The organism is Pseudidiomarina tainanensis, assembly GCF_900115255.1.
GTDB lineage: Bacteria > Pseudomonadota > Gammaproteobacteria > Enterobacterales > Alteromonadaceae > Pseudidiomarina > Pseudidiomarina tainanensis.
This window is the reverse complement of the sequence record NZ_FOYU01000002.1, coordinates 62,095-86,948: the sequence shown is the minus strand read 5'-3', so window position 1 is coordinate 86,948 and position 24,854 is coordinate 62,095. Positions and strand designations below refer to the sequence as shown.

Annotated in this window: 18 protein-coding genes; 11 read left to right on the top strand and 7 right to left on the bottom strand. The window is 47.8% G+C overall.

The features are described from left to right. The first annotated feature begins 102 nt into the window (after window positions 1-102). From recC to BM292_RS07270, 6 genes are all read left to right on the top strand, one after another. Window positions 103-3,567: an exodeoxyribonuclease V subunit gamma gene (recC, locus tag BM292_RS07295; RefSeq protein WP_092857106.1), complete on the top strand. Its 3,465-nt coding sequence runs from the start codon at window positions 103-105 to the stop codon at window positions 3,565-3,567. Next, window positions 3,564-7,178: an exodeoxyribonuclease V subunit beta gene (gene recB / locus BM292_RS07290; RefSeq protein ID WP_092857104.1), complete on the top strand. Its 3,615-nt coding sequence runs from the start codon at window positions 3,564-3,566 to the stop codon at window positions 7,176-7,178. Before recC ends, recB begins: the two co-directional genes overlap by 4 nt. Beyond that, window positions 7,178-9,112 (top strand): exodeoxyribonuclease V subunit alpha, encoded by a 1,935-nt coding sequence (gene recD / locus BM292_RS07285; RefSeq protein ID WP_092857102.1) that lies wholly within the window; start codon window positions 7,178-7,180, stop codon window positions 9,110-9,112. The genes recB and recD overlap by 1 nt, the downstream gene beginning before the upstream one ends. Next, window positions 9,105-9,521: an alternative ribosome rescue aminoacyl-tRNA hydrolase ArfB gene (gene arfB / locus BM292_RS07280; protein ID WP_092857100.1), complete on the top strand. Its 417-nt coding sequence runs from the start codon at window positions 9,105-9,107 to the stop codon at window positions 9,519-9,521. The genes recD and arfB overlap by 8 nt, the downstream gene beginning before the upstream one ends. Window positions 9,522-9,615: 94 nt before the next feature. Beyond that, window positions 9,616-12,138 carry an acylase gene (locus tag BM292_RS07275; RefSeq protein ID WP_092857098.1) on the top strand — a complete coding sequence of 841 codons (2,523 nt, stop codon included), beginning with the start codon at window positions 9,616-9,618 and terminating at the stop codon, window positions 12,136-12,138. A gap of 155 nt (window positions 12,139-12,293) precedes the next feature. After that, on the top strand, window positions 12,294-13,574 hold the full coding sequence (locus BM292_RS07270) for an NAD(P)/FAD-dependent oxidoreductase (protein WP_092857096.1): 1,281 nt from the start codon (window positions 12,294-12,296) through the stop codon (window positions 13,572-13,574). Here BM292_RS07270 and BM292_RS07265 read toward each other — a convergent pair whose 3' ends face one another. After that, window positions 13,575-14,468, bottom strand: coding sequence for a MaoC/PaaZ C-terminal domain-containing protein (locus BM292_RS07265; RefSeq protein ID WP_092857094.1), 894 nt, complete (start codon window positions 14,466-14,468; stop codon window positions 13,575-13,577). It abuts the gene before it with no gap. Window positions 14,469-14,640: 172 nt separating this feature from the next. Then, window positions 14,641-14,907 (bottom strand): hypothetical protein, encoded by a 267-nt coding sequence (locus BM292_RS07260; RefSeq protein WP_092857092.1) that lies wholly within the window; start codon window positions 14,905-14,907, stop codon window positions 14,641-14,643. Between the two features lie 200 nt (window positions 14,908-15,107). Between BM292_RS07260 and BM292_RS07255 the strand changes: the two genes are divergently transcribed. Beyond that, the gene (locus BM292_RS07255; RefSeq protein ID WP_092857090.1) at window positions 15,108-15,626 is read left to right on the top strand and encodes a WYL domain-containing transcriptional regulator; all 519 of its coding nucleotides are present in this window, start codon (window positions 15,108-15,110) and stop codon (window positions 15,624-15,626) included. 1 nt (window position 15,627) lies between these two features. On the opposite strand, the gene BM292_RS07250 is transcribed toward BM292_RS07255, so the two are convergent. Next, the gene (locus BM292_RS07250) at window positions 15,628-16,086 is read right to left on the bottom strand and encodes a methylated-DNA--[protein]-cysteine S-methyltransferase (RefSeq protein WP_092857088.1); all 459 of its coding nucleotides are present in this window, start codon (window positions 16,084-16,086) and stop codon (window positions 15,628-15,630) included. A 124-nt stretch (window positions 16,087-16,210) separates the two neighbouring features. Here BM292_RS07250 and BM292_RS07245 point away from each other — a divergent pair, with 124 nt between their 5' ends. After that, window positions 16,211-17,419, top strand: a complete 1,209-nt coding sequence (locus BM292_RS07245) for an Nramp family divalent metal transporter (RefSeq protein ID WP_092857086.1) — start codon at window positions 16,211-16,213, stop codon at window positions 17,417-17,419. 2 nt (window positions 17,420-17,421) lie between these two features. Here BM292_RS07245 and BM292_RS07240 read toward each other — a convergent pair whose 3' ends face one another. Then, complete coding sequence (locus BM292_RS07240) at window positions 17,422-18,381, bottom strand: hypothetical protein (RefSeq protein ID WP_092857084.1); 960 nt, start codon at window positions 18,379-18,381, stop codon at window positions 17,422-17,424. A gap of 66 nt (window positions 18,382-18,447) precedes the next feature. Then, the gene (locus BM292_RS07235; RefSeq protein WP_092857082.1) at window positions 18,448-20,127 is read right to left on the bottom strand and encodes an NAD-dependent malic enzyme; all 1,680 of its coding nucleotides are present in this window, start codon (window positions 20,125-20,127) and stop codon (window positions 18,448-18,450) included. A gap of 29 nt (window positions 20,128-20,156) precedes the next feature. Here BM292_RS07235 and BM292_RS07230 point away from each other — a divergent pair, with 29 nt between their 5' ends. Beyond that, window positions 20,157-20,648, top strand: coding sequence for an OsmC family protein (locus BM292_RS07230; RefSeq protein ID WP_199286259.1), 492 nt, complete (start codon window positions 20,157-20,159; stop codon window positions 20,646-20,648). On the opposite strand, the gene BM292_RS07225 is transcribed toward BM292_RS07230, so the two are convergent. Continuing rightward, the gene (locus BM292_RS07225; protein ID WP_245751873.1) at window positions 20,637-21,332 is read right to left on the bottom strand and encodes a 2OG-Fe(II) oxygenase; all 696 of its coding nucleotides are present in this window, start codon (window positions 21,330-21,332) and stop codon (window positions 20,637-20,639) included. The genes BM292_RS07230 and BM292_RS07225 overlap by 12 nt on opposite strands. A gap of 2 nt (window positions 21,333-21,334) precedes the next feature. Beyond that, a complete protein-coding gene (locus tag BM292_RS07220; protein WP_092857076.1) occupies window positions 21,335-21,775 on the bottom strand; it encodes a DUF488 domain-containing protein in 441 nt (146 codons plus the stop codon). Window positions 21,776-21,900: 125 nt separating this feature from the next. Here BM292_RS07220 and gdhA point away from each other — a divergent pair, with 125 nt between their 5' ends. Both gdhA and BM292_RS07210 read left to right on the top strand, forming a co-directional pair. Continuing rightward, the gene (gdhA, locus tag BM292_RS07215; RefSeq protein ID WP_092857074.1) at window positions 21,901-23,253 is read left to right on the top strand and encodes an NADP-specific glutamate dehydrogenase; all 1,353 of its coding nucleotides are present in this window, start codon (window positions 21,901-21,903) and stop codon (window positions 23,251-23,253) included. 119 nt (window positions 23,254-23,372) lie between these two features. Continuing rightward, window positions 23,373-24,854, top strand: coding sequence for a DUF3300 domain-containing protein (locus BM292_RS07210; protein ID WP_092857072.1), 1,482 nt, complete (start codon window positions 23,373-23,375; stop codon window positions 24,852-24,854).

The window sequence follows — 24,854 nt, the reverse complement described above, 5'->3', positions numbered from 1 at the left end:
CTGTAAATATAGCGACATTACAGCAGAAGATCACTTTTGATTTGGCTGGTTTCAGATGCGGTATTTCGATAGGATGACAACTACACATGCAGAGGAACAGTCATGAGTCAGCTTACCCCAGGATTTATTGTCGCCCATAGCCATCGGTTACAGGATTTAACTGATCTGGTGATTTCAATTAATCGACAATATCCTATCGGAGCATTAGACAACGAAACGATTTTGGTGCAATCGAATGGTATTGCACAGTGGCTCAAACAACACTTAGCGCGTGACTTGGGTATAGCCGCGATGGTTGATGTGACGTTGCCGGCTCGCTTTCAATGGCAAGCCTATCGGGCAATTTTGGGACACGATCTGCCACGGCACTCGCCATTTGATAAAGACCGACTAACATGGCGAATTTTGCGCCTGCTTCCAGAGCATTTAGATGAACCTGAATTCGCCCCGCTACGCCGTTATATGGCTGATGATCAGGACCAACGTAAGTGTTTTCAGCTCAGCGAACGCCTCGCCGATTTATATGACCAATACCAAATCTATCGTGCTGATTGGCTGAGTGATTGGGCTAACGGCGGCGCCATGGCGGCAACTGATGAACAAGCTTGGCAACCCAAGCTGTGGCGTTACCTCTTAGCTGATGTCGGTGATTCGCGCTGGAACAACCGCGCGTATTTGCATCAACAATTTATTGAAAGTTGTCGTCAACGTAGTGCGCAGCAACGTCCACACACCTTGCCGCCGCGAGTTATCGTATTTGGCATTTCAAGTTTACCGAAGCAAACGCTTGAAGTTTTACAGGCATTGAGTCGCTTCACTCAAGTGGTTCTCTGTGTCCACAACCCATGTCAGTATTACTGGGCTGATATTATTGACGGCAAAGATATTTACGATAAAGAAGTCAAAGCGCGCCAGCAGCGTCGTCATCAGCAGTCAATTAATCCCGATGAATTACACGCATACAGTCACCCGTTGTTGGCGTCGTGGGGCAAGCAAGGGCGTGACTATATTCGTTTATTAGATTCCTTTGATGAAACCGATCAATTGCGCCCTGAGTTTCCCGCGCTAAAACTTGATTTATTTGAGCAACCAGTGCCTGACCAGCCATCTATTTTAGATGCCATTCGTTACGATATCTTGCACCTCAATTCACCCAGTGAAGCGCAGACACAATGGCAGAACGTGAGCTTAGATGACGGCGCCATACAATTTCATTGTGCCCACAGCCCGCAGCGTGAGGTCGAAATTTTGCATGATCAGCTGTTAGCGCGATTTGCTGCTGACCCAGACCTCAAGCCTCGCGATGTGATGGTCATGGTGCCAGACATTGATCAGTACGCGCCGCACATCGATGCGGTATTTGGTCGTTACGAGCGCAGCGATGCACGCTGCATTCCCTATAGTCTGGCCGATCAAGGTGCGCGACATCAGCACCCGATGCTCATTGCGCTCGAATATGTATTAACCATAAGCCAGCAACGTGCCAGCGCCAGTGAACTCTTCGATTTACTGCAAGTCAGCGCAATTCAGCGACGTTTTGGATTACGCGAAGACCAACTAGCGACGTTACAACGCTGGATTGACGCATCAGGCGTGCGTTGGGCACTCGATGAACAACACCGTCAGCAATTGGGGTTGCCACCTGTGCGGCAAAATACGTGGTTGTTTGGCTTGCAACGCATGCTATTTGGCTATGCAGTCGGAGCCACTGAAGGGTTTACACCAGGTTGGCAAAATATTGAGCCGCTGGTCGACGTCGGCGGGCTCGATGCTGACATTGTCGGTGCATTACAACAATTTTTGATGGTAATAAATGAACACTTTGAACAAGCCAGTCAGCCGCGTACCCCAGCACAGTGGGCGAGTTATTTGAATGATTTGCTAGGGCGTCTGTTTTTGCCTGAAGCTGACGCCGATGTGGTGTTGTTGAATAAACTGCAGCAGCGGTTGCAGCAATGGCTTGATGCTACCCAAAGCGCCGCCCTGGAGATACCTGTTAGTATCACCGTGGTCCTTGAGAGTTGGCTGAGTCAGGTTGATGAACCAAGCTTGAATCAACGTTTTTTAGCGGGGCGAGTGAACTTCGCTACGTTAATGCCAATGCGCGCTATTCCATTTAAATATGTTTGTTTGTTGGGCATGAATGACGGCGATTATCCGCGCACACAAAAGCCGTTCGATTTTGACCTGATGGCGCACGATTATCGTCCAGGCGATCGATCGCGTCGCGAAGATGACCGTTATTTATTCCTTGAAGCTATTTTAGCCGCGCAACAGTTGCTTTATATCAGCTGGCAAGGGCGCAATATTCGTGACAATAGCGAAAAGCCACCGTCAGTTCTCGTCAGTCAATTGCTTGAACATATTCAACAAGTTTATGGAAAGCGACGCGATCAATCGCCGTGGATTATTGAGCATCGATTGCAACCATTTCATCGCGCCTATTTCCAAGCGTCACAACCACAATCAAACGGTTTATTTAGTTTCGCTGAAGAGTGGCATGTGGTGCATCATGGTGAGCCAACGGCAGCGCCCGCTGTTGGCGAATTAAGTGCATGGTTGCCGCCGCGTGCACTGACCGTGAAACAGGTGAGCGACTTCCTGAAAGAGTCAGCCAAATTGTTCACGCAGGTTCGCCTGAATACCTATTTGCAAGAACAAACGCATACGCTTCGTGACGAGGAACGCTTTGCCTTGACCGGTTTAGAACGTTGGCAGTTGCTACAGCCAACGTTGCATCAAGTATTACGCCAGTTACGTGATGAGCACGATGTGAGCAGTGCTGAAGCCACAATTATCGCCATGCTCGCGCGCTATCAACGCGCCGGTGAATTGCCCATAGGTGCTTCTGGTCGATTAATGCAAGAAGATTTAGTTGCCGATACTCAAGGTCTGTTGGAACGTGCAAATGAACTCTTAATCGCCTTCCCAGAGCCGGTGGATACCCTTCAAATTATCCAACAATTTGATCAGGGTCTTGTTCTTGAAGCGACTTTTTCTACCTTGCAAAAAAATCGTTTGGGCGAGCATCTCTGGCTTCAAGTCACGCCATCGGTGGTTGTCGATAATAAACGTAAAGTTTACCGCCCACGGGCTGAGCATACGGTGCAGTTGTGGGTGGAACATTTGTTGCTGAATAGCCGTCAAGCAACCCGTAGCTGTCTGCTCGGGCGCGAAGGTAGCATTCAATTTGCACCACTACCGCAAGCATCAGCGTTAACGCTTTTGGAAACATTGATGCAGTGGGTGTATCGCGGACTGCAGGAGCCACTACCACTAGAAATAAAGACTGCGTTTGAGGGGATTAAAGAAAACCACAAAGACTGGCAGCAAGCCGCCGTAAACGAAGTCTTCGACGCCTTGAATTCTAAAGCACAAGAGTTTTATGACAACGGTGGTTATAACCAAACTGCGCAGAAATTTGTGGCGGTATATACCGCACGTTATTTTCCGGATTATGCGAGTTTAACTGCAGCGGAAACTTTCAATGCGATGGTACAAGCGCTTTATCAACCGATGTTGCAGCATGTATTTGAGAGCTTGCCAACAGCGGAGGAACACGCATGAGTGCAATCAATAAACTGGTACCGCTGACTTTTCCATTAGTCGGGAGTCGATTGATTGAGGCCAGTGCCGGTACCGGTAAAACCTACACGATTGCCGCGCTTTATTTACGCTTAATATTGGGACATGAATGTTCGCGTTGTTATACCCCAGATGAAATTCTGGTTGTGACGTTTACGGATGCGGCGACAGAAGAACTACGCAACCGTATTCGCGCCAACCTGAGTCAAGCGGCAGCCTTCTTTCGTGACGAGATAGATTCAGGTGATGAGTTTCTGCGGGCGTTGAAAAAGAGTTACGCCGAGCATGATTTAGCGCGCTATGCGCGGTTACTTGATTTAGCGGCTCAGGCAATGGATGAAGCGGCGGTGCATACCATTCACGGCTGGTGTAACCGTATGCTTCGAGAACATGCATTTGCCAGCGGTAGCCTATTTACCCAGCAATTAAACACCGATACGCAAGCACTCTGGCAGCAAGTGAGTGAAGATTATTGGCGCACTTATATCAGTACGTTCTCGGAAACTGAAATCACACAATATCAGCTAGTGACCAAAGAATTTGCTGATCCCGAAGCCTTATTAAAGGCGGTGAAACCTATTTTGAATCACGGCCAACCTGAAGGAATACCAGAACCGGCGGTTGTGTTACAGAATACCGTGCAGGCGCAACAGCACATTCGCGATAAGTTTCATCAGTTGAACTGGCACCAATGGATTGATGATGGCGAATTAATGCTTGCAAGGTTGCGCGATGAAAAACGTCTCAATGGTCAGAAGATGCGTGCCGACTCCATTGCGAAATGGTTGGTTCAGTTGCGCGAATGGGCTAACTCTCTCTCACAACCGAACGCGCCGCTGGTGCCGACGTTGGAACCTGTATCCGGATGGGACCGTTTGACAGTTGAAGGGCTACAGGAGTGTGTGAAAGGCGAGTTGCCAGAACATTTATTATGGCAACACTTTACCGAGCTTCGCTCAGCCTATGAACAAATTCCCACGCCGCGTTCAGGATTATTACAACACGCTGCAAGGTGGCTTCAGAAACGCTTTGCGATGTTGCAACAGCAGCGCGCCGAAATGGGTTTTAACGATATGCTCACGCGGTTACGATTCGCGCTACATGGTGAGTTTGGTGACGCGCTTGCGACGACGATTCGGCAGCAATTTCCGATTGCGATGGTGGATGAATTTCAGGATACCGATCCAGTTCAGTATGCGATTTTCGATAAAGTCTATCAGTTGGAGCATCCGCACAATGAAACGGGTATATTTTTGATTGGTGACCCCAAACAGGCCATTTATTCTTTTCGTGATGCCGACATTCACACTTATTTAAAAGCTCGTGTAGCGACAGCCGGGCGTCACTACACCTTGGCCACAAACTATCGCTCGACTCAAGCAATGGTGGATGCCAGCAATGCGTTATTTTTAGAAGCGCAGGATACGCCGCATGGGCCATTTCATTTCCGTGACCCTAATTCCGGCGATGACCCCTTACCGTTTGTGCCAGTTGCGGCGAATGGCTTAAAACAGCGTTTTGAAATTAACGGTGTTTCACCTGAGGCGCTACAGTTTGATTGTTTTGCCAGCGAGGCCAAGCAAAATAACGCGAATCTCAATACGATTATGGCCAATTGGCACGCCGAACATATCGTGCAGTTACTGAATAATCCGCAAGCTGGGTTTGTTGAAAACGACAAATTAGAGCGGGTGAAACCGAGTGACATCGCGGTTCTGGTCAATAGTGGCACCGAGGCCAAAATCATTCGCCAAGCCTTGCGCGAACGTGGGGTTCAGAGTGTTTATTTGTCTGACCGCGATTCGGTATTTAGTAGTCCACTGGCGGTGGAGTTGTTACGGGTGCTGCAAGCTTGTGCGCAACCGCGTGATCCACGGTTACTGCGGGCAGCACTGGTGAGTCAATTATTTGCGTTATCACTACATGAAATCGACCAAACACTGAATAATGAATTACTTTGGGATAGCTTTGCTGAGCGTTTCTGGAGCTATCATCAGCGCTGGCAACAGCATGGTATTTTGGCGCTTATTCAGCGGTTGTTGCACGACTATGATGTACCAGCGCGATTGCTTCGCGAAGTAGATGGTGAGCGACAACTTACCGACCTTCTACACATGACCGAGCTATTACAGCAGCATGCGGCAGTTAGTGAAGGGATGTCGGGCATTTTGCGCTATTTAGCCGAGCATATTGAAATGGCACGAGAAGGCAATAGCACTGACGCGAAAGAGCAGCAAGTGCGGTTGGAAAGTGATAGTCAACTGGTACAAGTGATTACTATCCACAAATCCAAAGGGTTGCAGTATCCACTGGTTTATCTGCCTTTTATTGCATGTACCAAAACTAAGGATAAACGGATTAAGTTCCCAGCCGTCTACCATGACAGTGACGGCAACATACAGGTTGCACTGGCAGGTGACGATGACACGATTACTGCAAAACTTGATCAAGAGCGCCTTGAAGAAGACATTCGTAAGCTCTATGTAGCTGTTACTCGTGCGCAATTCGCAACCTATGTCGGGTTAGCGCCTTTTAATACTCTTCCCGACACTGCGATAAATTATGTTCTCAGTGGTGGTGACAAGTTGAACTTGAGCGACTGGACACCACCGCCGCATTGTCAGCGTCAGGATATTCATGACGACGTGCCGCAAACACTTTATGAGCCACCGCAATCAACTGAACCGGCAATTGATTATTGCCAGATGCCCGAGGGTTTTCGGTTTGAAAACTGGTGGGTTGCAAGCTATAGCGCATTGAAATATGGTGATTGGGTTGCGGTGGATGATGTTGATAGCGCGAATGCCTTGGAGGAGCAGTACGACCGAATCCCTGAGCAGGAAGCAGCACCAAAGCGCGAGACCATACACAGTTTTCCGAAAGGGGCTGACGCCGGTACATTTCTGCACAATTTATTGGAAGACGCTGCGGATGAAGGGTTTGCGGCGTTGCATACTGACACGGATCGGTTGCGTGAATTCGTGCATGAGCGCACGCAACTCGAGCCTTGGGCAAGTCACCAAACCGTGTTGATACGTTGGTTAGTCGCCATGCTTGCCACGCCAATGCAGGTTGCTGATACCCAACTGGCGTTAGTCAATTTACAACAAGTGAAAGCCGAACCCGAGTTTTGGTTTCCGGCGCCGCACCTTGATGCACAATCAATTGATGCGCTGGTGCGACAACATGTACTTGCCGATCACGATCGTCCGAAAGTTTTGCCGATGCAACTCAACGGTATGTTAAAAGGCTTTATTGATTTGGTATTTGAGCATGACGGTAAGTATTACGTCGCTGACTACAAATCGAATTATCTGGGACCAAATGAAGCCGCTTATACTGAGAAGGCAATGCGCGATAAAATTCTCAGTAGCCGTTATGACCTGCAATATGTCATTTATTTGGTTGCGCTCCATAAGCTGTTAACGGTGCGGTTGGGCGAAGATTATGATTATGATGACCATATTGGTGGGGCAGTCTACCTATTCTTACGTGGAATCGAGGCGCCTTCAGCTGGCGTATTTTTTGACAAGCCGCCACGGCAATTGATTATGCAATTAGCTGAGTTATTCACCGAAGCGGAGGTGCAGTAATGCTAGAGCAACTGCAACTGTGGTATCGGCATGGCTGGATACGAGCCATTGATTTAAGTTTGGCGCAACAGTTGGCGCAACAACTCGGTGATGATGACCAAGCGACCGTGTTATTGGCGGCACTAACCAGTTATCAATTAGGGCGCGGGCATCCATGCCTTGATCTAAATCAACTCTATGTTACCCCCGAACAGACGCTTGATCTGCCAGCTGAACATGCAACCTTGGAAAGTCTGCAAGAGTGTCAAACGCCACAGCAACTGTTAGCCAGTGTGCCAGCGTTGGCGAACCAAGATAGCGCTATGCAGGCATTAATCAGCTCGGTGGCGGTGAATCAAACCAATAGTCCGCTAGTACTTGAACAACAGCGTTTGTATTTGCGCCGTTATTATCGTTATGAACAACAAATTAAAGCTGACCTAGCCGCCCGAATGGCGTCAATTCAGCCAGTTGATGAGCACCAGTTGAAACAGGTTTTAGACGAGTTGTTTGGGAGGCAACAGTCGATAAGTTGGCAACGCACCGCGTGTGCGATGGCGATGCGTAGTCGATTTACTATTGTAACCGGTGGCCCTGGTACTGGAAAAACCTATACGGTCGTGCGACTTCTAGCCACGTTACAAAAGCTGCGTGGGCACCAACAGCCGTTGCGCATTCGCTTAGCAGCACCAACCGGTAAGGCCGCTGCGCGAATGAGTGAGTCAATAAGTAACGAGTTGAATACGCTCAAGACGATAAACGATGTCAAAGCGGATATTCCAACCGAGGCTGTCACGCTACACCGACTGCTCGGCACAGTGCCGAATAGTCGCGGCTTTCGTCATCACCAAGACAACCCACTGCATGCCGATGTACTGATTATTGATGAGGCCTCCATGGTCGATATTGAGATGATGGCTGCGGTTGTGAATGCTTTGCCGGCGCGGTCACGACTCATTTTACTAGGTGACAAAGATCAGCTCGCCTCGGTTGAAGCTGGCGCTATCTTGGGGCAGTTATGTGAACAAGCCGAACAAGGCCATTACACGCCAGAGTTGACTGCATGGTTGAATCAAACCACTGAAGTTGCATTGCCGTTCGATAAAACCGATCCAAACGGAGAAAGTTGGCGGTATCTACAGCACACCACCATGTTTCACGAGAGCCGACGCTTTGACCCGAATAAGGGCATTGGTAAGTTAGCAGATGAAGTGAATCGCCAACAATGTGGCTGGTTAGCGCAATGGTTGCACGATAGCGATGCGATGGCAGCCGCTCATGTCGAATTTGATAACATTCGCATGCGTGCCGTGCCGCGGGCGAATCATCCAGCGGTTCAGCAGTTAGTGGAGCAAGGCTATGCGCCGTTACTACAACTGCTGCAACAACGACCTGATAGCGCTGACGAAGTCGCCATCGATACTTGGGCGAAGGGCATACTCAAACAATTGGAGCAATTTCAATTGCTAACAGCTGTGCGTGAAGGTGACTGGGGCATGCATCAGTTTAATCAACGCATTAGCTATTGGTTGTTTGGTGATCAAGCGGCTGAACATGGTTGGTTTGAGGGGCGCCCGGTAATGGTGACACACAATGATTACAGCCTTGATTTGCGCAATGGTGATATTGGTATTGCTTTACGCCGCACGTCGGATGAACCATTACGGGTAGCTTTCCCAACCGCCGAAGGTGGAATCCGTTGGCTACTCCCGAGTCGTCTGACACAAGTTGATACCGCCTTCGCTATGACCATTCATAAATCGCAAGGGTCGGAGTTTACGCATACGGTAATGATTTTACCGGATCATGATGTCCCGATTTTAACCAAAGAGCTGTTATACACTGGGATTACGCGTGCCAAAGAACAATTTACGCTGCTATGCGCACAGCCGCAGCTGGTGTTAAAAGCGGTAGAACGTCGTATTCAGCGCAGCGGAGGTTTAGCTAATGGGTGAGATTCAAATATCCCAGCGTGTGAAGATTCCTGAGCGTGAAATCGAATGGCAATTTATTCGGTCGTCAGGTGCTGGCGGGCAAAACGTGAATAAAGTATCCACGGCAGCACAGCTTATCTTTGATATCAATGCCTCGTCACTACCAGATATGTACAAAGAGCGCTTACTGGCATTGCGTGACCATCGCATCACGCAAAGTGGCAAAATTATTATTAAATGCCAAGAAACCCGCAGCCAGTTAACCAACCGAGAACTGGCTCTCGAGCAATTCGTCGCATTAGTTCGTAGTGTCAGCGCAACCCGCAAAAAGCGCATTCCTACCAAGCCCTCGAAGGCGGCGCAGCAACGCCGCGTGGATGCGAAGAAAAAGCGTGCATCGATTAAAGCAATGCGCGGAAAAGTTGACTAATTTTTGAACTTGCAGCTCCGACCAGTTCAAGCCATACTGCTGTTGTTTACATGATTTATACAAACGTATTTTCTCAGAACAACCAGGCAAGCTCATGAAAATTAAAACTAAAAAGCTAAACTTACTCACGCCTTTGGTGTTAGCCAGTGGTGTTTTATTACTCTCGGCTTGTGGCGATAGCTCAAGTACCAATGAAGAACCTATTGATCCAGTATCGCCCCCACCGACGGGGTTAGTCGCTTTTGCTCCGAGTGGCAATCTCAGTGCGGATATCACGTGGACAAATTACGGCGTGCCGTATGTAAAAGCTGACAATATGGAAAGCCTAGGCTTCGGTGTTGGCTATGCGTTTGCGCAAGATAATTTATGTATCCTCGCCGATCAAATTGTGAAGTTTAACTCAAAGCGTGCATTCTATTTTGGTCCTGACGCGGTGCTTGGTTCTGGTGACTCTGAGAATTTACTCACCGACTTTGGCTTTTTGACGCTCGGTATTCGTGCCAACGCTGAAGTTGGTTTCGAGCAAATTAGCGAAAATGCGCAAGCGCTTCTGACCGGTTACGCGGCCGGTTACAACAAGTATATTAATGAAACGTCTGAAGCAGATATGGATCCGACTTGTGCCGGCCAGCCTTGGGTTCAAGATATCACGCCAATTGACCTGATGACCTATGCACAGGGCGTCGCATTGTTGCCAGGCGCGGCAAACTTTACCGGGCCATTGTTCTTAGGCGTCCCAAATAACCAAACCTTTGTGACCACCGATTCAGGTGAGCCAGTTGCTCTAAACTTTGATATCAGCAAGGTCGGCATTCCTGATACCAACCCGACTGAATCAGGTTCAAATGGCTGGGCAATCGGTAGCGACCTCAGTGCGACTGAGCAGGGCATGCTAATTGCGAATCCACACTTCCCACATACCGGAAACCAGCGTTTTTGGCAGTTTGGTATTGAAGTGCCGGGGCATTTGAAAGTAGTTGGTGGTTCGCTTTCAGGTATGCCAGGTATCGTCAATATTGGCTTTAACGAAAATGTGGCGTGGACCCATACGTTTTCAACCGCGTCGCGCTTCACGATTCATCGGTTAACATTGGACCCAAACGACGCATCAGGTACCAGTTATATGCTTGATGGCGAAAGCGTACCGATGACGACCAAGACACACGATATTCGTGTAGCAACTGGTGCAGACAGTTATATGACGTTGCGCAAAACCAGTTATTACAGTGAATTTGGTCCCGTCATTGTGATTCCAAACGCACTGCCGTGGGGCACCGACGCAACTGGGCAGAACGTTGCCTACGCACTGCATGATGCGAACCTACCAAACTATGATTTGTTTGATCACTGGTTAGGTATGAATATGGCCGACAGCATTGATGCCTATAAACAAACATTCGTTGATTACACGGGTACCGTATTTAACAATGCCATGGCGGTTGATTCGCAGGGCAATGCATTCTTTACGGATGGTTCATCGGTACCCAATATTCTGCCAGAAGCGTTGGCAATGTGGGCTGAGAATCCACTGTATCAGACGCTGACTGAGCAAGCTGGGCTATTTATTTTCCCAGGTGATGACAGTGCATTTATGCCACAAGGCACAGTGCCGTTTGAGCAAGCACCACAACTGGAACGTAATGACTTTGTGCAGAACTCCAATGATAGCTTCTGGTTAACCAACCCGGCAGCCCCGATTGAAGGGGTATCACCATTGTGGGGGCCGGTCGGTAATCAGCAATCTCTGCGTTCGCGTTTAGGTCAGAAGATGCTTGCGGAAGGTGGTTCGGTCGACGGTCGTTTTACTCGCGAAGACTTAGTTGATCGCCTTATCGGTAATCGCAATTATCTTGGTGAAGCGGTACTGAGTGATCTGCTGGCACTGTGCCAAACGCAAGGGGCAACGCCGGTAACCATGGCCGATTCCACTACAGTTGTTGTGACTCCAGCTTGTGACGCCTTGGCCTTGTGGGACGGTAAGATGAACCTTGAGAGTCAGGGCGCGATGATGTTCCGTGAGTTTGCTTTTGAGTTTAACCGCAATCCTCAATGGCAAGTTGTTTATAACGCTGAACAACCAACGACAACGCCGAATACCTTGGCAGCCAATAATACTGTCTTACAGCAATTAGCAACTGCGCAACAGCGCATTGTTGATGCTGGGCTGAACCCTGCGGCCACGTTAGGCAGTGTGCAGTTCGTTGAACGTAGTAATCCAGATGGCACGCCGTCAGGACAGAAGTTACCATGGGGTGGCGCGAACAACATTGAAGGTGGCTTCAATGTGTTCCGTAGCAACATGAGTAATGACGGAACGATTTTACCTCGTCATCGTTATCCGTTATTGCCTGGTTCAGATTTGAGTGCTGAAGCGGGTGGATACCACATCACCTACGGCTCAAGCTGGATGTTTGCGATGGAGTTCACGCCTGAAGGTCCGGTAGCTGAGGGGCTGTTAACTTACTCGCAAAGTTCGAACGTATTGTCTGATCATTATCTTGATCAAACCTTGTTGTATTCTGAGCAACCACAATTACGTTCACTGCATTTCCAACAAGCGGACATTGAGGCAAATGCGGCGACCACCGCGACGTTAAGTGGTTCTAGCTTGCGCTAATCACTATTACGGAAGACCGAAAGGGCAGTTGAAAATTCTCAACTGCCCTTTTTTATTGCCAGTTTATTTGTATGTTTTTTATTTTAGCTATTGACGAAATACAAACTGTTGCACATAGTCATAGTATAAATAGTGTACAAAAAGGGCGTTAAATCATGACTCATGTGGCTGTTGTTGGTGCAGGCTTAGGTGGTGTTTCTGTCGCATTTGAACTGCGCGAGAAATTAGGCAAGCATTCTAAAATTACTGTTATTGGTGAAGGCGCAGAATTTAACTTTGTCCCTTCGAATCCATGGGTTGCTTTAGGTACGCGCAAGCGTGACGATGTGGTGATGCCTATTGGCGACTTCTTTAGTAAGCGCGATATTGCATTTTCCCCCTCTGGTGTAAAAGAAATTAAAGCGACTCAAAATACTTTGGTTCTTAACGACGGTCATGAAATGGCCTATGACTATTTAGTTTTGTGTACTGGACCAAAATTAGACTTTGCTGCGGTTTCTGGAGCAGGTCCTGAGGCCGGAGGCTCACAGTCGATTTGTACTGTTGACCACGCCGTAACATCGTTTCACGATTATCAGCAGTTATGCGAAAACCCCGGCCCTGTAATTATTGGCGCATTGCCTGGAGCAAGTTGTTTCGGTCCAGCCTATGAATATGTGCTATCGCTCGAATATGAGCTGCGTAAAAAGAAAATTCGTGATCAAGTTCCGATTACCTTTGTTACTCCAGAGCCGTATATTGGCCACATGGGCCTAGGTGGTGTTGGCGACTCAAAAGGCTTAATGGAGCATAAATTCCGAGAGCATGGTATCAAGTGGATTTGTAATGCCAAAGTGACAAAACTAGCTGATGGAACCTGCTACTTTGATGAGCTTAATGACGCAGGAGAAGTCATTAAGCAGCACGAATTGGCTTATAAGCACTCCATGTTTTTACCACCATTCAAAGGCTCTCCAGCTGTTGCTGCAGTTGCAGAGCTATGTAATCCCAAAGGGTTTGTGATTACCGATAAATATCAACGCTCACCTAAGTATCCCAATATTTTTGCGGCTGGTGTTTGTGTTGCGATTCCCCCGATTGAAGCAACACCCGTGCCGGTAGGTGCACCGAAAACCGGATTAATGATTGAGTCGATGACCTCTGCGATTGTGTCGAATATTGAAGCGATGGAAGCCGGCTCCGATGCGTTGGTTGAGCCAACGTTAAGCGCACTGTGTTTAGCTGATATGGGTAATACCGGAACGGCGTTTTTAGCTATTCCGCAAAACCCACCACGAAATCGGAACTGGACTGGTAGCGGTCGTTGGGTGCATTGGGCGAAAGTCGCATTCGAAAAATACTTTATGTACAAAATTCGCCGTGGTGCGTCAGAGCCCATTTACGAAAAGTTGTCGTTGCGTTTTATGGGTGTCGAACGGTTAAAGCCGAAAAAGTAATTAATCTTTGGCGAAAATAAAACGACCCTCAAGGCGTTGGAGGTGATCTTCAGCGCCGCATACTTGATATTGACCGCCGTCGTTATTGTCATCGAGCTGCTGCCATAATGAAACTTTCGCAGGTAACGGCACTGGACGTTTAAAAGCGACGTCAATTTTAGTCACAGGTCGTTTGGCGGCGCGCTCAACTTCAGCTTGAGCGCGACCTGACATGTACATGCCATGAATAATCGGCTGGTCGAAGCCGAACCATCGCGATAGCAACGGATGCAAATGAATGGGATTAAAGTCGCCCGATAACCGCGCATAATCACGTGCAACTTTGCCGGCTAATTTCCATGTATCAATGCGTTGCCAATCGTCGCTTGGTGGTTCCGCTATTTTATTCTCTTTACTACGGCGCGGCTTATCGGTTTGTTTCGGCATCACCTGATATTCGCTGACACAGGTAGCGACGTGCTTGTCGTTCTGCCAAAACTCAACCTGAAATAACGGACGTAAACGGCGAGCTGAAACTTTGGGGCCGCGAGCCGGTAACTGAATGGACGCTTTTAATAGAAAACCTTCATCCGCAACAATGGTTTCGTGTTGCTCAATGCTATTACTAACATGAACTAAACCAGGCGCTGGCCATGGGAAGTGCTCGCCGAGCATTTGAGCCAAATGAACGCGTTGCGCCAAGCAATAAATGAGGGTTAGTGGAACTTCGCTGACAAAACCATTAAATGCTTCGTGATACCGCTTTAATTGAGTAGCCGAAAATGCAGGCGCAGTAAATTCTGCGTCTAAAGTTTGTGGCTCTGCCTCTTCCTGGTCGTTTCGCGCGACAGTAAATAATGAGCGAAAAAACATTCCAGGCAGGTTTGGCAATGTAACCGGTTGCTCGACTTGCATTACAACTTCATCCTTAAATATATCTACGCAATGTGCAGCGACGTTGTTTATGTATAGCACAATTAGGCGACTATTATACACACCAGTTGGGTGATAACAGACCTTACCACAGCAAAAAAGGGCCGCTTATAAGCGACCCTTGGGGATAATTATTGACGTTGGTGATCAACGCTTAGCGGTTATCGCCATTATCACCATTATCATCTTTCTTCTTTTTCTTAGCTTTAAGCTTGTCGCTTTGTTCATTACGCTCTTTTTGTAGGGCTTCTTTTTCAGCCTTCATTTGAGCGCGTAAGGCTTCTCGTTCAGCTTGAGCTTTAGCAGCCTTATCTTTCGCTTCTTCAGCTGTTTGCTGACCTTTTTGTGCATTTTGATCTTGTGCTGTCGCAACGTTCACAACGCTTAATGCGAGCAACACCATGAGTGCAAATCGAATCATTTGAACCTCCTATCAGGCATTTTGCGAAGGCTAGTCTGGTTAGCCAGCGATGCTAAGTAAAGCGCTTATTCGACTTATATACAATGTGGTATAGGTTGGTTTTGCTGTAGTTTTACAAAAATGTAACTGGTGCGACAGGTCCTGACGCATACTCGGGGTATGATGGATGTCATATAGCGCCAAAGACAAGGAGCTCGTCAGTGCAAAGTGTTTTACGATATTTAATGCTACTTCAACATATTCCGCGTGAGCCGCAAAAAGTGGATGTGCAATCGCTACGGAAAAGACTCTCAGAGCATGGAGTCGAAGTAAGCGTACGTACTATCCAGAGAAACCTAAATGAATTGTCGGAAGTATTCCCATTAATTGCTGATGATCGCTCAAGACCATTTGGCTGGAGTTTGGCGAAAACTGCGCCGCACTTACCATTCCCTAATTTGCCAGATAGTAATACTCACGGTGTACTGGCGCGTATCAAGCTGAAATGTACGAATGGGTTGCTGAATCTAGTGACGAACAATCCACTGCATCCAGAACAACATATTGAACGCAATGGGCTGAGCTTTTTTCTTACCTTTGTACAGCCCGTCAGCAAAGATCTCGTCGCATGGATTTTGAGCTGCGGCGAACATATTGAAGTGCTTGAACCGATGTCGTTGCGTAACGAAATTGAGGCGCACGTCGCGCGGATGTTTTCAAGTTACAACGGCAAAAGTTAAATTACTCAAAAAATGCCGCTCCTTCATGGCGGAGTAAGAACGCCTTTTTCTCAATACCACCGGTGTAGCCGGTGATACTTCCATCGGCGCCAATAACCCGATGGCACGGAACGACAATTGCGATAGGATTACGACCATTCGCCATGCCGACTGCGCGATTACCCTTCGGGTTACCAATAGCCACCGCGATATCTTTGTAGCTAGCTAATTGCCCATACTCGAGTGTTGCTAATTGCTTCCAAACACGCTGTTGAAACTCAGTACCTGCAGGTGTTAACGGTAAATCGAACTGTTGCCGTTGGCGATTAAAATACTCAATCAGTTGCTGCTTACCTTTGCTGGTGACATTACAGGACGGGTAACCGTCAGGTTCCGCAAACGCAATTTCACAGATAGACTCGCCGTCTTGGCTACTAATAGTAACGGGGCCGATGGGGCTTTCAAAACTGTCTTGATACATGACTATCCTAAAGTGTGTCCTGGGCTGTTATTATTATTTAGCATGCTACTCACAACGCTGCCAACTGGGAACTGCAAGAGACCAGGAAAATACGATAATAACAATAACCAAAAATGGGTGAAGAATGACAAAACAGCCACGTTTAAGTATGGGGCCGGCCGCATTGGTTGCCGCAGCGTTTATTGGTCCAGGAACTGTGGTAACGGCTTCATTAGCTGGCGCCAACTATGGTTACGCGCTGATGTGGGCACTCGTTTTCTCAGTGTTGGCGACGATGATTTTGCAGGAAATGTCGGCGCGCCTCGGCGTTGTGACCCAACAAGGGTTGGGCGAGAATATTCGTGCAGCGATTCAACAGCCAGGGTTACGGAAAGTCGTCGTGTTACTTATTTTCGCCGCCGTAATCATTGGGAATAGCGTTTATCAGGGCGGTAATATTAGTGGGGCCCGCATGGGGCTCGCCGACTTAGTGCCGTTCGATGGCCAATATATACCCGTTATTCTTGGCGCCTTAGCTGGCTTTATTTTATGGCAGGGCAGTTATAAGTTGGTCGAAAAGGTATTAATCGCTCTGGTGCTATTAATGAGCGTCGCCTTTCTCGCCACATTTATCTTAACTCAGCCGGATTGGTCTGCGTTGATATCTGGTTTGCTGATTCCATCAGTGCCAACCGGTAGTATTTTGATGGTTGTGGCGCTTATTGGGACTACAGTGGTGCCTTATAATTTATTTCTCCATGCTTCTAGCTGTGCAGAAAAATGGCGCTCTGCGGATCAGCTCAATGAAGCGCGGCAGGATATTTATATCTCGATTCCGCTCGGTGGTCTTATTTCGTTGGCGATTGTTGCTACAGCGGCGTCAGCATTTTTTGGCAAAGCGTTAACAATCGAGGGTGCTGCCGATTTAGGCCAAGCACTGCAACCGTTATTTGGCGATGCGGCGACAACCTTTATGGCGCTCGGCTTATTCGCTGCGGGTCTTTCGTCATCATTGACTGCACCGTTGGCCTCAGCATACGCCTTAAGTGGAGTGCTAGGTTATGCCAATAATCTCAAGGATAAAAAGTTTCGTGCGATTTGGGGCACCATTTTGACCATTGGTATTTTGGTTGCGTCATTAGGATTAAAGCCCATTGAAGTGATATTGTTTGCGCAAGTTGCCAACGGTCTACTGCTACCTTTTATTGCGATATTTTTGGTCTGGGTCTGTAATCAACCGCGACTAGGACTACATCGTAATTCACGAGCGCAAAATATCTTAGGCATAATCGTTTGCTTTATTGCGACAGGGTTGGGAATGCGAAGTATCGCAGCGGCATTTGGTTGGCTATAGTTCTACTTGCCAAAGAGAAGCTCTAATTCTAAACCAACCATCCATCTCGGTTTGCGTTGTTCCTCAAAAGTTTCACGAGGCCAATGCAAACCAACCCAGCCTTCTAAGAATAACCACTCGCGTTTGAATCGACTCCGATGCAGTGCGCGTATGCCGTAGTCTTGCATCGGGACCGCAAGCTCGGTTTCACCGTACCACCATACTTCACCGGCAATGGCTCGCTCAAAGTGATACATATAATAAATTTTCTGAGAGGCATGCCAGCGCACGCCTTCTGTACGCTCTGCAAAGGTTCCTTTAACCCAGCTTTTGGAGAACCAGTTATCTGAAAGCGCAGCATCAAACGCAAATGTTTGTGCCACACCAAAGCCATCGCTGTCGCGCCAAAATCCAACACTTTGTGTGAAAAATTCTACATTTTCGCCGATGATCGACTCATATTTATATCGCACTCGAAAGTAGGGGTCGAGTGCTAAACCGCCGCGAATACCAGCGCCAAATGATAAATTGTGGTTGTTACTAACTTGCGGGTCAAATCCTAAGCCCAGCATCCATTCCTCATCAGATTGATCGCGTCGAATGACAGAGGGGCGGGATTGTTGCGTATCATTAATAAAATCGTCGAAGTCGCCACGACCGATTATGGCAGAGAATTTTCTTTCAGCTTGCGGGAAAATGACGGTTGCACGGAAGCTTGAATCCAGCTTAAATCCGCCATATTCATCCCATTCAGGAGTGACGCGGAGACTACCTGAAGCTGTATCATAGGCATCAGGATCTATCTCATCGGCAAAAAAAGAGTCGAGCCACGCCGCAGTGGCATTCACTGAGCTTGTTAAACCCTCCCGAAACGAATCGATCATTGGTTTATCTTCGTCGGTGGGCTTTTCCGTCTCTTTTGATTGACCCTGAACGGTTGGTGATACCAACAGCAATATCAGGCTCATAATCACCCTGCGCATTCGACCTCCTTGCGTCGCTATGTATTGAACATACAAGGAAATAGGTCGAATCGCCAGTGACTTTGACTAAATGCTTACACGCTTGTAACGACGATATTCTGGACGCCAAAAGTTTGCTTCAATACGATCACGTAAGGTTTCATCACTCACCTCAAGCGCAAGGCCTTGTTGCTGAGCAACTTTACCAACGTTAAACGCAATCTTTTTACTCAGCTCTGCAATCTCGGGGATGCCTGGCAATAGATTATCGCCGGTACCGCGCACACGCGGCGATTCATCAGCCAAAGTATTGCTCGCCGCCATCAGCATTTCATCGGAGATAATACGCGCTTTTACCGCAATGACACCCAAGCCAATGCCCGGGAAAATATAACTGTTATTGCATTGGGCAACTGGATAATCAGTCCCTTTGTATTTAATCGCGTCGAATGGACTACCTGTTGCGATGATGGCTTCACCCTCAGTCCATTCAATGACGTGCGCCGGGTGTGCTTCAATTTGCCGCGACGGATTTGAGAGTGGGAAAATAATTGGTTTTTGGGTGTATTGGTGCATCGTCCGAATCACTTGCTCAGTGAAGAGACCTGGCTGACCAGAGACGCCAATCAAAATACCCGGGTTAGCGCAATGCATTACATCTAACAGTGACGCATAGTCGCCACTGTGTTGCCAATCATTTAGGTTTTCTAATGGTTGTGCTAAAGCTTGCTGAAAATCACGCAGATCACTCATGCCCTCCGTAAGTAAGCCAAACCGGTCAACCATGTAGATATTGCGACGTGCTTGCGTATCGGTAAGGCCTTCGGCCACCATTTGTTGAATAATTTGCTCAGCAATACCGCAACCAGCAGAACCAGCGCCCACAAACGCAACCTTTTGATCTTTCAACTGCACGCCTTTGCTCCGGCAAGCGGCCAAAAGTGTGCCAACGGTAACCGCCGCGGTGCCTTGAATATCATCATTAAAGCAACAGTACTCATCACGATATTTACGCAGTAAAGGCATCGCATTTGGTTGCGCAAAGTCTTCAAACTGAATCATCGCTTCTGGCCAGCGCCGTTTAGCTGCCTTCATAAAGCGATCCACAAAGGCGTTATATTCGCGCTGATCAATACGTTTATGGCGCGCGCCCATATACATTGGGTCGTTTAACAACTTTTCGTTATTGGTGCCAACATCTAAACACACTGGCAATGTGTAAGCTGGGCTAATACCACCGCAAGCGGTGTAAAGGCTTAACTTACCGATTGGAATACCCATACCGCCAATACCTTGGTCACCCAGACCAAGAATCCGCTCGCCATCGGTAACAACAATCACTTTTACTTTACGCTTCGTCGCATTGCGCAAAATATCTTCCATTTGATCGCGATCTTCGTAGGAAATAAATAATCCACGTGAACTGCGATAAATATCAGAGAATTGTTCGCACGCATCCCCTACAGTTGGGGTATAGATAATTGGCATCATTTCTTCGAGATGCTGCTGTACTAAGCGGTAAAACAAGGTTTCGTTATTGTCTTGAATAGCGCGCAGATAAATATGTTTATTGATAGCCGTATCAAAGCTTGAATACTGCATGTAACAGCGTTTTACTTGTTCTTCGATGGTTTCATACCGTGGCGGTAATAAACCGGTCAGATTAAATGCTGCTCGCTCTTCTCGAGTGAACGCGCTACCTTTATTGAGTAGCGGCGTTTCAAGCAAATTAGGGCCTGCATAAGGAATATACAGCGGATTCTTCATGAATCATTCTCCTCGCGCGACATGATGACATGGGTGAATCAGTAATTATTGCAGAAAAACTGGAGGAAGACATGGAAAATCCGGCGTTTGAAGTAAAACTTGCGTTGATTGATCACTACAAGTTTGAAGTTGACTTCGGCGAATTTGGACAGCTGATCACCGATGAGCATGAGCCTGTTGGTCACGGTGAAGGGCCTGGCCCGAGCCAGTTATTGGCGGCCGCTGTCGCCAATTGTTTGGCGGCAAGTTTGATGTTTGCCATTCGCAAGTATAAGGGTGACCCAGGTAAAGTTACCGCCAAAGTACAAGGCGACATGGAGCGCGTAGACGGACGCCTGCGCATCAGTTCGATGCAAGTTGAGTTAAATCTCGGCCAAGCGGCGGATCAAATCGATAAACTTGACCGAGTGCTCGAGCAGTTCGAAAACTTCTGTGTGGTCACACAAAGCGTTCGTAACGGCATTCATGTTGACGTAACAGTGCTAGACGACGACGGGCAGGTGTTGAAATCACCCGAATAATTGTTGCCCGGAATTCATTAAAATCCAGCTAGTTAGAATGTATTTGTCATTCGAAACCGGGATAGTTCCGCGGTGTGTATGGGTGAAATAGCCTGGTGCGATGACCATCCGCCCACGCCGCGGTTTTATGCTGCGCTGCTGATAATAAAAATCAGTGGTGCCACCTTCCTCAACGTCGTTTAAATAAAACATAAACAACAAACTCCGGTGTAATGCTTCAACACTGTTTTTTTCAGGGAACACTTCGCAATGCCAATAATTGTAGTTGCCTTGGTTCTTCAAGTATTTCTGCGCTTGAATCGGCCCTAATCGATAGAGTAATTGCATATAAGCCTGCTCATTACCGGCAACAACCTCGTCAAAGTTCTCATGGGTTAGGTTAACGGCTTCGCCAGTTCGTGGATGCTTCACTTTTAAAGCAACCGGTGCAATCAGCGCAAAATGATACTTTTTGAAATAATCCAAAGCGTAGCGTGTGGTAATATCACAGATAGTCCGCAAGTCGTCGGCATACTCTTGGTGTTGATTGAGGTAAAGGTCCTCACTGCGCTTTTTTTCTGTATCAATACCGCCACCGGTGCGCCCTTGTTGTTTGTGCGGACTTTGCTCAAAACGCTGAATAAAACGCTCACAAAATTCGGCTGGTAAAGCGTCGTCATAAACTTCAATAAAATCTGTTGTCACGATTATCCCCAATAATTGAAATCTTTGCCGAAACATACGGCGGAGCTTAATTCGTTGTCGTCAGCTTGCTGATCTTCTAAGTTGAGCGCCTCTAAAATCGCATGCTTTAGAATGGGCAGGTGCGACCGTTCAAAGTTTTTGACCGCGCTTAAAAGCGTGAGTTTTGATTGCCGTGCGTAGCGCAACAGTGGCGTTAAATGGTCTGGGTGTGCACTGAGCTCCTCAAAATAGCGTTCGGCAAACGTTTTATAATCAATTTCTTCTGCGTGATACGCCTTGCGCAAATCATTTGAAGGACAAGCCTCTTTGCACCAATCGCGGTGCTTTAGTGATTCTTTCTTAACGCCGCGTGGCCATAGTCGGTCAACCAGTACTCGGGCACCATCGGTGTCGTCAATTGCGTCATAAACACGCTTAAAGTGTATGGTGTAAGTAGCTGTCATGCCTCACCTGTATAAATGCTGTTCATAATCTGTATTGGCTTAAATTTGGGCTTTTTTCTTTTTTTAGCCGTTGTAACAGACTAGTGTTAATTGAGATTTTCAAATTCAAACCATAGGAACTGCGTATGAGCTATATTCACGATACCATTGAACAATTGCAACAGACCAGCCCAGCTCAATCTGAGTTTTACCAAGCCGTAGAAGACGTACTTGAGAGTTTAGAGCCGATTCTAGAGCAACATCCAAAGTATCGTGAGCAAGCGATTATTGCGCGTTTAGTAGAGCCGGAACGGCAAATCATGTTCCGCGTACCCTGGCTGGATGATAACGGCCAAGTGCAAGTGAACAAGGGGTACCGCATCGAGTTTAATTCCGCACTTGGGCCCTACAAAGGGGGCTTACGCTTTCACCCGAGTGTCAATGGTTCAATCATCAAATTTTTAGGGTTTGAGCAGATTTTCAAAAATGCGTTAACTGGCTTACCAATTGGCGGCGGTAAAGGTGGCGCCAATTTTGATCCGAAAGGGAAATCTGATGCCGAAATTATGCGCTTTTGCCAATCCTTTATGTCGGAGTTATTTCGTCATATCGGGCCTACCACAGATGTTCCCGCCGGAGACATTGGTGTGGGCACCCGTGAGTTAGGCTATTTATTCGGCCAATATAAGCGTCTTGCCAATGCTTTTGACGGTGTGCTTACCGGCAAAGGCCTCGGTTGGGGTGGTTCTTTTGTTCGTAAAGAGGCCACCGGTTTCGGTTGTGTTTATTTTGCTAATTACATGATGGCTGACCGAGAAGAAGAGCTCGATGGTAAACGTTGCGCGGTTTCCGGATCGGGTAATGTCGCTATTTATACCATGGAGAAGCTTTATGAGCTCGGCGCCAAACCTGTGACGTGCAGTGATTCATCAGGCACGATTTATCACGAGGCGGGAATCGATCTCGACTTAGTCAAACGTTTAAAAGAGCAGCAACATGAACGCCTCGAGAAATATCTAGAGACACACTCAGAGGCAAGCTACACACCGCGCGAAGATTATCCCCAAAATGGCCATCAAGTTTGGCGTTATCAAGTTGATTTAGCATTTCCTTGCGCGACCCAAAATGAAGTGACGCGAGAAGATATCGAATGCTTGTTGGAGAACGGCTGTTTAGGCATTGCGGAGGGCGCCAATATGCCACTTACTGAGGCGGCCTTTGACGCAGTGCAACAGAGTTCGATTGCTTATGGACCAGGCAAGGCCGCTAATGCCGGAGGCGTCGCGACCAGTCAACTGGAAATGGCGCAGAACGCTAGTATGCAACGCTGGACCTTTGAACAAGTGGATGAGCGCTTAAAGCAGGTGATGAAGAATATCTATACGGATATTTCTCAAACGGCTGATAAGTATGGAAAACCACGTAATCTAGTACTCGGCGCAAACATTACAGGTTTCAAGCGAGTCGCTGACGCAATGCTCGAACAAGGACTTGTATAATCAGTTAGTTAACTGAATCTTTACAAAAAATAATTGTTTAGATGAAACTAAAATGCACAAAATTGCGACTAAACTAGTAACTAATAGCTTTTCGCTATTTGCCGATTGGAGGCATATTTATGCAAATTCGCCAGTTTAAACACGGTCTCAGTGCCGTCGCAATGTTATGCGCAATGGGTACCACAAGCATTGCTTTGGTGCCGGCAGTGGCGCAAGCGGAAACGACACAGCAACAAGTTGTCTATTATTCAACAGCTGAACTGGATCGCTTGCTTGCACCGATTGCACTTTATCCAGACAGTCTTTTGTCACATGTTCTGATTGCTGCGACCTATCCATTAGAAGTGGTAGAGGCAGAGCGTTGGGTGCGTCGCCATGAACATTTGTCGCCGCAACAAGCACTGGAACGTGCTGCCGCTGAAACCTGGGATGCTAGTGTAAAAGCTTTGGTTGGCACGCCTGATGTATTAAAGCAAATGAGCGACGATTTACAGTGGACTCAAGCCATTGGTGAAGCATTTTTAGCTCAGCAAGACGAAGTGTTAGAGCGCGTACAAGTGCTTCGTGATGACGCTTATGTTGCTGGTAATTTGCGTTCTAACAAGCACGTGAATGTCGAACGCGAAGACCGTACCATTGTGATCGAGAATGTGCGTCGCGAGGTCGTGTATGTGCCTTATTATGATCCGCGTGTGGTTTATGGTTCATGGCGTTGGCATGACTACCAGCCGGTATTTTGGACGCGTCCGTCATTAACAGTGAGTATCGGTTCCGGTATTTATTGGGGGATTAGTTACAGTATCCCGAGCCACTTCTATTTTAGCCACTTCTATTGGCCACAACGTTATGTCGTGATTAACCATCACTATTATCGTGAGCCGCCGAAAAAGCGTCGTGATTACTACATGACCGGTAAAGATAGTAAACGTTGGTACCATAACCCACGCCATCGCCGTGGTGTGGATTACCGTCACCGCGATTTGCAGCCGGAGCGGCCGAAATATTACATGGTCAACGGTGGTGCAAATGGTCGAGGTGAAATTGTGCGACCAGCGGTTTCTCAGCGAGCAGTGAATAATGAGCGCGTGATGACGGCTAATCGCGCGCAATCGCCGCAACCGACAGTTACGACGCGAAATGTTGCAGTTCAGCGTAACAAACGCCCAGAACAAGATCGGATTGTGCGCACGTTACGTGACAACAAGCCGGCGCGTGCGGTAGTGCGGACGCCGAGTAGAGAAACAGCGCGGAAAGAAGTTATCCAGCGCCGCGATGTTACAGTGACACCACGCAACAAAGCGCCACAATGGGGTGATGCGGTGGTGCGTGAGCGAAATGTTCGAGTTCAGCCAAAGGTAAATAATCGTGATGTACGTCAGCCTTACATGAACGCACCGAAGCAGCCGCAAGTCAGTCAGCGTAGCGTAAGAGTATCACCACAGGCGGCGCCTAAACCGCAACCAAGTTATCAAACGCCGCGGCCAACAGTGAAGCCTGCGCCGTCCTATCAGGCGCCAGTCAAAGCAACGCCGCGCGGGCAGATAAATCGCCCAACGACTGCAAACCCTCGTGCAAAACAAAATCGCATGCAAGATTTTTAA